The organism is Pokkaliibacter plantistimulans (assembly GCF_003194385.1).
Taxonomy (GTDB): domain Bacteria; phylum Pseudomonadota; class Gammaproteobacteria; order Pseudomonadales; family Balneatricaceae; genus Pokkaliibacter; species Pokkaliibacter plantistimulans.
In genome coordinates, this window is the sequence record NZ_LAPT01000101.1 from 19,499 (window position 1) to 29,056 (window position 9,558).

Sequence of the window (9,558 nt, forward strand, 5' to 3'; positions counted from 1 at the left end):
CAGCTGATGATGCTGTCGCAGGTCGGTTGATGATGCTGTTGCTGGCCGGTTGATAAAGTTGCCGCGGTCTGGATGCACAAGGCCGCTGTTCGCGCAGTCTCTCCGCTATTGAGCAAAAGGACACACTATGACTTCCACCTTATCTCGTTCTGTTCTGGTCACCGGTGCCAGTAAAGGGATCGGCAAGGGTATTGCCCGTGTCTTCTCCAGCAAGGGCGACCGGGTCGCGGTGCTGGGCAGAGACCTGAGCGCGGTCGAAAGTACCGTGGCGGAAATCCGCGCTGCAGGCGGCATTGCCCTGGCCTGTGCAGGTGACGTCACCAGCAAGGCATCCATGGCGGCGGTCGTCGAGGCAGTGGTGGGTGAATGGGGCAGCCTTGATGTGCTGTGTGCCAACGCCGGTATTTTCCCCTCGGCGTCGCTGGAAACCATGACGGGGGATGACTGGGATACGGTGCTGAATACCAACCTCAAAGGCACCTTTATCAGCGTGCAGGCCGCGCTGCCTGCCCTGAAGCAGAGTGCTGCCGGGCGCATCGTGGTGACCTCGTCCATTACCGGGCCGGTGACCGGCTATCCCGGCTGGTCACACTACGGTGCCAGCAAGGCCGGGCAGCTGGGTTTTATCAGAACGGCAGCCATTGAGCTGGCGAGGTACGGCATCACCATCAATGCGGTGATGCCCGGCAATATCCTGACGGAAGGGCTGGATGGCATGGGAGATGACTATCTGGCACAGATGAGTGCGTCCATTCCCCTGAAGCGCCTTGGCAGCGTCGACGATATCGCCCACGCCGCCTGCTACTTCGCTTCCGTGGAGGCCGGTTATGTCACAGGCCAGACGCTGATCATCGACGGCGGACAGATACTGCCGGAGTCTCTGGCGGCGCTGGGTTAGATCACAGCAGCGTTGGGCCAAGTCGATGGCGGTGAGCGCTACACCGGTAGCGCTGAGCTCTATACCGGTAGTGCTGAGCTCTGCCACCAGCCACCTGATAAGCGGTACTCCCCCGGCGTGGTGCCCGTCCAGCTGCGAAAGGCGCGGATAAAGGAATGGATATCCTGAAAGTCGAGGAGGAAGGCGACTTCCGCCAGCGTGTAAGCGGAGTGAATCAGATAATGGCAGGCCAGATCACGACGTAGCTGATTGAGCAGGTGCTGAAAGTGCTGGCCCTGTTCCTCCAGTTTGCGTTGCAGCGTCCGTTTGTTCAGGTCCAGCAAGGCAGCCGCATCATCAATAGCACAGCGGCCACTGGGCAGCATCAGCAGTAACGCTGCCCGCACCTGCTCGGTGAGGCTGTAACCGCTGTCGTTCAGCGCCTGCGGGCTGACCTGTAGCGCGTCGAAGAAACGCCACATGCCTTCGGCCTTTTTCATGGTTTCGGTAGCGACGACAAAGGGCCTCGCTGCATCCTGCTGGCGGAAGGTCAAGGCGAAGTGCGCACCCTGGCTGGGTGTGCAGCCAAAGAACGCCTCAAAGGGCGAGGTGGCCTCCGGTAACTGCGGCAGCTCAACCCGGCTGGGAGTGACCGGGCTGCCCGTCGCCAGTCTGGCCCGCTGAGTGATCAGCACCAGTTCGGTCATGCCCAGCGCAAAGGGCACAGGCTCATGAGTAGCCAGACACTCGATGCTGACGCGGGTGTGGTCAGCGGTAATCTCCGGTACGAGTCGCAGCGGCCCCTGCAGCTTCTGATACTGAGCCAGACGGCGCACGCCATGGTTGAGATCGGTACTGCAGAAGCAGGCAAACTGGGCTGGTGAGAAGTGGGCGGTACTGACCGAGCGGGCGGCCCTGAGTGGTGCATCTTCCCGTGCGGTCAGGGCTGCAAGGCTGCGCCACAGACGGAAGTAGTCGGTGATGCTCAGATGGGCGTCTTCCCGCTGCAGCAGGTCAGGTGCCAGTTGTGCATGCTTGAACAGTTGCGCAGGTTTGGCGCCCATCTCGCGCATCAGCGTCAGCCAGTCACCCGCAACTTTGAACGTAATCAGATCTGTCACGTTGTTTATATTTCCGTCGTTATTGTTTTTATGGGTGTGATAAGTGGCTATGTAATGCCCGAGGCAGCAGAAGCAAGTTCAGCACTGGCAGACATTACCTTTCTCAGTGGTAGAAAATCGCCCATCGATCCACGACAATTCCTGCCTGATTTTTGCTGCTCCCTTTCCACTTAACGAAGATCTACAGCTTATGAATATCTACACCATCGGTGCGCTTGTTTGTTTTGCCTTCGGTCTTTACACCCTGGTGATGCGCTTTGTTAACCCGCTGAAGTTTCCCAAACTGCAGGAGTTGCAGGGGCATTACGGGAAAGAGGCCGGTTACATCATGCATTTCGCTGGTTTTACCCTGATGCCGCTGGGGCTGGGTGGCATGTTGTTGTTGCGGGCGATGGAAGCCTCGATGCTGGGGCATTGATCAGCGGGGTGATCTTCGGTGGTAACGCGGTTTCCAGCGCTGTGGCGCAGGCGGTGTTGCAGGTCACAGGCGAACACAGTGAATAAAAAAAGGGCCGCTCGGGGCCCCGTCACGGTTGCTCATTACTGTCCAGATCGAATGATCATTAGATAGCTAATGAGCAAAGCCGTTTAAAAGGGCATCCATGCCCTACGACAGAAGTAATCAGAAGTTTCAGTAAAGGAACGGTCCTTTAACTTGCGCACACATTAAGTGATCAGTGGAATTGCTCCTCTTCGGTAGAGCCCGTCAGTGCAGTGACGGATGACTTCCCACCCTGGATAACTGTTGTAACGTCATCAAAGTACCCGGTGCCTACTTCCTGCTGATGCGCCACAAAGGTGTAGCCACGTTCAGCTGCAGCAAATTCTGGCTCCTGAACCATGTTGACGTAATGCTTCATGCCTTCACCACGAGCGTAGTGGTAGGCCAGATCGAACATGTTGAACCACATGTTGTGGATTCCGGCCAGTGTGATGAACTGGTACTTGTATCCCATGGCCGACAGCTCTTCCTGGAATTTGGCAATGGTTTTGTCATCCAGGTTTTTCTTCCAGTTGAAGGAAGGGGAGCAGTTATACGCCAGCAGCTGGTCGGGGTACTCCTTGTGAATGGCGTCGGCAAAGCGGCGAGCCTCATCCAGGTTGGGAGTGGCGGTTTCACACCAGATCATATCCGCGTAAGGGGCATAGGCCAGACCACGGGCGATGGCCTGATCAAGGCCGGCACGGGTACGGTAGAAACCTTCAGCGGTGCGGTCACCTATCACAAACGGCTTGTCGTAATCATCGCAGTCAGAGGTCAGCAGGTCTGCCGCGTTGGCATCGGTGCGAGCCAGAATAATAGTAGGCACACCACAGACGTCAGCAGCCAGACGTGCGGCTACCAGTTTTTGTACGGCTTCCTGTGTGGGAACCAGTACCTTGCCGCCCATATGGCCGCACTTCTTCACGGAGGCCAGCTGATCTTCAAAGTGCACGCCAGAGGCACCGGCTTCAATCATCGATTTCATCAGTTCATAGGCGTTGAGCACACCACCGAAGCCTGCCTCCGCATCAGCAACGATAGGAGCGAAGTAATCGATGAAGTTGTTGTCGCCCGGGTTGACGCCTTTCTGCCACTGCACCTGATCGGCGCGGCGGAACGTGTTGTTGATACGCTTTACTACCGCGGGTACGGAGTCCACGGGGTAGAGTGACTGATCGGGGTACATGGACTGATAGCTGTTGTTGTCCGCCGCCACCTGCCAGCCTGACAGGTAAATAGCTTCGATACCGGCTTTGACCTGCTGCATGGCCTGACCACCGGTCAGTGCTCCCAGGCAGTTGACGTAGCCTTTCTTGGCATCGCCGTTGACCAGTTTCCACAGTTTCTCTGCACCCATCTTGGCCAGCGTCAGCTCAGGCATGACGGAACCACGTAACCGCACGACATCTTCTGCACTGTAAGGACGGGTAATCCCTTTCCAGCGGGGGTTTTCTTTCCAGTCTTTTTCCAGAGCAGCAATCTGTTCAGCACGAGTCAAGGTCATGGTTATTTCCTCTCGGATAGATGTTTTTATTCTCATTACCGCTTCAGCTGTTCTCGGTATGAGAAAACAGGTTTAGGTAACTGATGGAGGTAAATGTCAGTCCAGCGCCTGATAGCCAGGCAAGGTCAAAAACTCTACCAATTCGTCATCAGTGGTGATCTGGTCGAGAATAGTGATGGCTTTCTCAAAGCGTCCTGCCTGCCATCTGCTTTCCCCTAGTTCTGACCTGACTACCTGAGCTTCTTCCGCCAGCATCTGACGGAAGAGGGCCTTGGTGACGACCTGGCCGTTGTCGAGGGTTTTCTGGTTCTGTATCCATTGCCAGATTGAAGTGCGGGAGATTTCAGCGGTCGCTGCATCTTCCATCAAACCGTAGATAGGTACGCATCCGTTGCCTGATATCCAGGCTTCGATGTACTGCAGTGCCACCCGAATATTGGTGCGCATGCCCTGTTCGGTACGAACACCGTCAGAGGGTTGCAGCAACAGACTGGCACTGATGGGGGCATCTTCATCGCGCAGTACGTGAAGCTGGTTGGGGCGGTTCCCCAGATAGTGGTTGAAGACGGTCATGGCGGTGTCGGCCAGCCCGGGATGTGCCACCCAGGTACCGTCATGGCCATTGCGTGCTTCGCGATCCTTGTCTGCCGTTACCCGGGCCAGCACCTTTTCATTCTCCTGCGGATCTTTGGCAGGGATGAATGCCGCCATGCCACCCATCGCCATCGCACCACGCTTGTGGCAGGTACGAATCAGCAGACGTGAATAGGCATCCAGAAACGGCTGATCCATGGTCACCACCTGACGATCAGGCAGTACCCGGTCAGCATGTCGGCGCAGGGTTTTGATGTAGCTGAAAATGTAGTCCCAGCGGCCGCAGTTGAGGGCGACAATGTGCTCACGCAGGGCGAACAGAATCTCATCCATCTCGAATACGGCAGGAAGGGTTTCAATCAATACCGTTGCTTTGATGGTACCGGTAGGCACCTTGAAACGCTGTTCGGCAAAGTGGAAAACCTTGCTCCACCAGGCGGCTTCTTTATAGCTCTGCAACTTGGGCAGGTAGAAGTACATGCCGCTGCCCTTGGCCTGACGAATGCCGAGGTTGTGGAAGAAGTACAGAGCAAAATCCATCAGACAGCCGGGAATAGCTTCCCCTTTATAAAGGATATGCTTCTCAGGCAGGTGCAGGCCGCGAACACGGGCCAGCAGCATGGCTGGTTGATCCTTCAGGCGATAGTGCTTGCCGGTTTCAGGGTGGGTGTACTCAATGGTGCCGAGGTTGGCGTCACGCAGGTTTGCCTGGCCTTCAACCACGCCATCCCAGGTGGGAGACTGCGCGTCTTCGAAGTCCGCCATGAAAACCTTGACGTTGGCATTCATGGCATTGATTACCATCTTGCGCTCAACGGGTCCGGTGATCTCTACCCGACGGTCCTGCAGGTCTGTGGGAATACCAGCGATTTTCCAGTGGCTTTCGCGAATATCGCGGGTCTCAGCGAGAAAGTCCGGCAATTGCCCGTTGTCGATTTCAGACTGACGGCGGTCGCGATCTTTCAGCAGTTGTTTGAGGGCGGGAGCAAATTCATGCACCAGCTCAGAGAGAAACTCGATGGCATCTGCGCTCAGAATGGCGTCATAGCCAGGTTTCATCTCACCGGTGATCTGCAATCCTTGTTGTTCTTGTGTGGTCATCTGACTACACCTCAAATCCAGTGGCGTTAAACGGTGCCCTAAGGGCGCGGGTCTGACCGAAAAGCGGTCGCTAGGCTGATTAGGCTAGGGTGGCAGCTTGTTGGGCTTGGCCACCAAGTCTGTCAGGGATGACCTGGACGCTTGGGCGACGTGTAGCAGTCAGATATCGATAATCGGGGTGGTGTTTATCGGTTGACTTTGGGTCGCTAGCCGTTGGGGGAAATGATGGACGCGGGGAATGTCAAGGTCAATGAGGCTTCGGTGCAGTGCGGAAGATGTAGTATTTTTACATGGTGCAATGCACAAAGTAATGTAGTTAAACTACCGTTTTGTAGTGACTTGGAATGGTGCTAACTACATGAAAAATATAGATTTTTATTTAAATGAATTAGATTTGTTAGACTTTTTGTTGATGCAAAAACAGCTGCTGCTCTGATGAATTACAAGAATATTAAAAATTATATTTATTCTAAAATAATCTAAAAAATATAGTTCTGTAGTGCACCTCAAGGTTTTACCTGAGTCTGAACAGCAAACAAGCCCATACCTGAGCGGTGATGGGCTTGTTACCGGGCCTGCGGGTGCAGTGCGCCTGAGTTATAAAACTACTTAAAAATCAATATTTTCCAGGTAAAGACTACCTTGGTTGTAAAGGATCTGCAGAATGGCCTGATTGGCGCTCTCTGCTAATCCTTCCTTCAGCTGTTGCAGATTGAACTCACGCTCATGGCAGAGTGCTTTTACAAATGCGGCACTCTGAGGGGGACAGGGGAACGCCGCACCATCTGCGAATAATGTCACGCCACCATCGCCTACTTCCGTCCAGGCAAAGCGACTGCTGTCAGTGCGACGCAACAGGGCGCCCTGTTCCAGCCATTCCAGCAGGGTGTCTGCATCCATTTCTTCCTCAGGTGCGAGGTCCATTTCTGCGTACTTGGGTTCAGTCATCGCTTTGCCGAACCATTGGACCAGGTTTTCCTTGTTGCTGACGACTTCTTCCAGCAGGGTCTGCAAACGCTGGACGGCGTCCGCGGTAATTTCTGCGGAGTTGGGTTGCAGGGGCAGATTCTGATCGGCGTAACGCTGTTCTGGTAACAGGCGCTCACCCACATAGTCGGTAAAGTCGCGCAAGATTTCCTGCACGGATGGGGCGCGGAATCCGACCGAGTAGGTGACGCAATCATCACCGACCGCAATACCGTTGTGTCCTACACAGGGTGGCAGATAAAGAATGTCACCGGGGTGCAGGTCGTACACTTCTTCCGGCTGCCAGTCCGCGACAATCTTCACCGGCAGGTTGGGTTTCAGGGCTGAACGGCTGTCAAACAAGCCACCCACTTCCCAGCGGCGTACTCCCTCTGCCTGCACCAGGAACACATCGTAGTTGTCATAATGGGCGCCGACACCACCGCCATCGACGGCATAGCTGATCATCAGATCGTCCATGCGCCAGCGTGGGATAAAACGGAACTGATCCAGAAAGTCAGCTGCTTCCGGCAACCAGTGGTCAACGGCCTGAACCAGCAGCGTCCAGCGATCTTCAGGGAGTGAGCTGAATGTGTCGTCATCAAAGGGACCGTGTAGCAGTTGCCAGTCCTGTCCTTCGCGTTCGCCGATGATCAGGCGTGATTCCACTTCTTCTTCACAGGAAAGACCAGCCAGTTCGTCGGCACTCAGCAGTGGTTCAAAGTCCGGGAGAGCGTTGCGAATCACGACGGGCTTTTTTTGCCAGTAATCACGCAGGAAAACGTCAACTGGCATATCGCCAAGATGAGTGAGAGGTGCCTTGTTCATGCTGATTCCCATACTGAAGTGAATAGGTACGCAGTATCACGAGTGCCGGAAATCAGAATTCCGATCATGGTCTCAGAGTGGTGCTGCGGGTTTGGCGCGCATCATATACCTATCCTGTGACCAGTGCATTTCTCCATGGTGAAGGCTTGATGTCGGGCAGCAGATCACGCTGACGATGACTGCGCCTCCGCGCTCTTTTTTCACTGTTGAAGTCATTATTGGACGAACAGGTGGGTGTATGAGGTCAATACATGCATCGTTCATGCATCTTTAAAAAAAATCATGGGAACTGGCTTTCTGAGAGAGTTGCCTGCACTGGCGCTATCTTATCCCCCCAATGGGCGCTTTTTTTCTTTTGAATCATTGGTTTAGTGCTTTGTGTACAAATCACGCCAACGATTGTCAAAATCATGATGTCATTAAAACAACACGCTTATTTTATCTGTAATGCGACTATCGTGACATTTAAGAATTTTGACCGTTTGCGCTTATTTTTCGCTCAACTACTTTTAGTTTGAGATGCCTGTGGGTGGTGTGGACAAGATGTCTGGAGCCGCGTACCCAGCTGGATGTACGGACTTGAAAGCGCGTAAACCGGGCTGTTGAAGCCTGGATAGCCCTTGCTGGAGGCAACTGAAAATGAGTACCTACCTGTCTCAACTGCCTGAAGAACTGACTATCGGTTACATCGGTTCTGTCTGGAAAGCATTGCACGATTCGCTACAGAACCAATTGCATCCTGCTGAAGAGTCACAGCTTGTCATAGATGCTTCTGCCGTCCGTCTGATTGATACCGCTGGTGTGCAGTTTCTCTGTGCGCTGGATCGTTACGCCCGTAAGTCTGGACTTTGCCTGACCTGGAAAGCAAAGAGCGCCCTGATAGACGAAAAGTTCGAAAGCCTCGGTCTTTGCCGACTCAACTGATCTGATATCCCTGATTACGCCTACCCCTCGTTCCGGAGATTGCACTATGTCTAATATTCTCGTTGTTGATGATTCCTCCTCGCTGCGCAGCATGGTGTCTTTCACCCTCAAGCAGCAGGGACATTCGGTCACTGAAGCGGAGAACGGCCGTGATGCGCTGAGCAAAGCGCAAACCGGGCGCTACGATCTGGTGCTGACCGACGTCAATATGCCGATGATGGATGGCATTTCACTGTGTACAGAACTGCGCAAGCTGCCTACCTTCAAGTTCACGCCTATTCTGATGCTGACGACCGAAAGCTCGGCAGATATGAAACAGAAAGGGAAGACAGCCGGGGCGACTGGCTGGCTGGTGAAACCCTTTAACCCGGATACCTTGCTGTCGACTGTTAAACGCGTCATAGGCTGATGCGCTATGAACCTGGACCTGTCGCAGTTTGTTCCTGCCTTTCTGGAAGAGAGTATGGAAGGGCTGGATCTGATCGAATCCAGCCTGCTCCATTTGGATGAAGGCGACAGCGATGCCCTTAACGCCATTTTTCGGGCGGCCCACAGTATTAAAGGAGGGGCAGGCACCTTTGGCTTTGCCGATGTTGTTGGGCTGACCCATCTGGTTGAAACACTGCTGGATGAGTTGCGCTCTCACGAGCGAGTCCTTGAGCAACCTCTGGTTGATCTGTTGCTGCAGTCTACCGACTGCATACGGGTGATGCTCAGTAAGGGCAAAGAGGCCGGTGCGGAGGAGTATGCCCGGCAAGATCAGATCAGCCAGCAGTTGCTAGCCGTACTGAGTAGTTGGGCTCATGCTTCTGAAGATGCAGCGGCCAATACCTCTCCGCCAGCCGATAGTGCGTCAGACCGACCACGGCAACCGGAACGGCAAGGCTGGCATATCGATTTTCTGCCCAAGCCAGAACTGCTTCAGTCCGGTAATGACCCTGTCTATCTGATTAACGCACTGTGTAGTGGCTCAATGATTTCGGACACTCAGTAAAGCGTTATTCTAACGCGCTCAGTGAGGTGTCTTATTTATGAGCAAACGTCGTCAGTCCTTTACTCCAGAGTTCAAGCTGGAGGCCGTCGCGTTAGTGACCGAGAAAGGCTATTCCGTAACGGAGGCCTGTCAGGCGCTGGGGGTCGGCCCTACTGCGCTTCGGCG

Annotated in this window: 10 protein-coding genes; 6 read left to right on the plus strand and 4 right to left on the minus strand. The window is 54.3% G+C overall.

Annotated elements, in window-relative coordinates; genetic code table 11:
* Positions 1-127 precede the first annotated feature (127 nt).
* The gene (gene fabG, locus WH50_RS19525) at positions 128-898 is read left to right on the plus strand and encodes a 3-oxoacyl-ACP reductase FabG (protein WP_110188962.1); all 771 of its coding nucleotides are present in this window, start codon (positions 128-130) and stop codon (positions 896-898) included.
* 59 nt (positions 899-957) lie between these two features.
* Here the strand turns inward: fabG and WH50_RS19530 are convergent, their stop codons facing one another.
* On the minus strand, positions 958-1,998 hold the full coding sequence (locus WH50_RS19530) for an AraC family transcriptional regulator (RefSeq protein ID WP_110188963.1): 1,041 nt from the start codon (positions 1,996-1,998) through the stop codon (positions 958-960).
* Positions 1,999-2,188: 190 nt separating this feature from the next.
* Between WH50_RS19530 and WH50_RS19535 the strand changes: the two genes are divergently transcribed.
* Positions 2,189-2,416, plus strand: a complete 228-nt coding sequence (locus tag WH50_RS19535) for a hypothetical protein (protein WP_104156961.1) — start codon at positions 2,189-2,191, stop codon at positions 2,414-2,416.
* A 256-nt stretch (positions 2,417-2,672) separates the two neighbouring features.
* On the opposite strand, the gene aceA is transcribed toward WH50_RS19535, so the two are convergent.
* The 3 genes from aceA to WH50_RS19550 all read right to left on the minus strand — a co-directional run bounded on the left by aceA (position 2,673) and on the right by WH50_RS19550 (position 7,475).
* Positions 2,673-3,986, minus strand: coding sequence for an isocitrate lyase (gene aceA, locus WH50_RS19540; RefSeq protein ID WP_110188964.1), 1,314 nt, complete (start codon positions 3,984-3,986; stop codon positions 2,673-2,675).
* A 96-nt stretch (positions 3,987-4,082) separates the two neighbouring features.
* Positions 4,083-5,681, minus strand: coding sequence for a malate synthase A (aceB, locus tag WH50_RS19545; protein ID WP_110188965.1), 1,599 nt, complete (start codon positions 5,679-5,681; stop codon positions 4,083-4,085).
* Positions 5,682-6,290: 609 nt separating this feature from the next.
* Positions 6,291-7,475, minus strand: a complete 1,185-nt coding sequence (locus tag WH50_RS19550; protein WP_110188966.1) for a ribosomal protein uL16 3-hydroxylase — start codon at positions 7,473-7,475, stop codon at positions 6,291-6,293.
* Positions 7,476-8,114: 639 nt separating this feature from the next.
* Between WH50_RS19550 and WH50_RS19555 the strand changes: the two genes are divergently transcribed.
* From WH50_RS19555 to WH50_RS27300, 4 genes are all read left to right on the plus strand, one after another.
* Complete coding sequence (locus WH50_RS19555) at positions 8,115-8,399, plus strand: STAS domain-containing protein (RefSeq protein WP_110188967.1); 285 nt, start codon at positions 8,115-8,117, stop codon at positions 8,397-8,399.
* Positions 8,400-8,445: 46 nt separating this feature from the next.
* The gene (locus WH50_RS19560; protein WP_110188968.1) at positions 8,446-8,808 is read left to right on the plus strand and encodes a response regulator; all 363 of its coding nucleotides are present in this window, start codon (positions 8,446-8,448) and stop codon (positions 8,806-8,808) included.
* Between the two features lie 6 nt (positions 8,809-8,814).
* Positions 8,815-9,393 carry an Hpt domain-containing protein gene (locus tag WH50_RS19565; RefSeq protein WP_110188969.1) on the plus strand — a complete coding sequence of 193 codons (579 nt, stop codon included), beginning with the start codon at positions 8,815-8,817 and terminating at the stop codon, positions 9,391-9,393.
* 37 nt (positions 9,394-9,430) lie between these two features.
* Positions 9,431-9,558: transposase (locus tag WH50_RS27300; protein WP_133251376.1), on the plus strand; the 128-nt coding region annotated here is incomplete at its 3' end.

What these genes read in the sequence shown, in the direction of transcription:
- fabG (WP_110188962.1), top strand. Translation starts at nt 128, where the DNA reads ATGACTTCCACCTTATCTCGTTCTGTTCTGGTCACCGGTGCCAGTAAA.
- WH50_RS19535 (WP_104156961.1), top strand. Translation starts at nt 2,189, where the DNA reads ATGAATATCTACACCATCGGTGCGCTTGTTTGTTTTGCCTTCGGTCTT.
- aceA (WP_110188964.1), bottom strand. Translation starts at nt 3,986, where the DNA reads ATGACCTTGACTCGTGCTGAACAGATTGCTGCTCTGGAAAAAGACTGG.
- aceB (WP_110188965.1), bottom strand. Translation starts at nt 5,681, where the DNA reads ATGACCACACAAGAACAACAAGGATTGCAGATCACCGGTGAGATGAAA.
- WH50_RS19550 (WP_110188966.1), bottom strand. Translation starts at nt 7,475, where the DNA reads ATGAACAAGGCACCTCTCACTCATCTTGGCGATATGCCAGTTGACGTT.
- WH50_RS19555 (WP_110188967.1), top strand. Translation starts at nt 8,115, where the DNA reads ATGAGTACCTACCTGTCTCAACTGCCTGAAGAACTGACTATCGGTTAC.
- WH50_RS19560 (WP_110188968.1), top strand. Translation starts at nt 8,446, where the DNA reads ATGTCTAATATTCTCGTTGTTGATGATTCCTCCTCGCTGCGCAGCATG.
- WH50_RS19565 (WP_110188969.1), top strand. Translation starts at nt 8,815, where the DNA reads ATGAACCTGGACCTGTCGCAGTTTGTTCCTGCCTTTCTGGAAGAGAGT.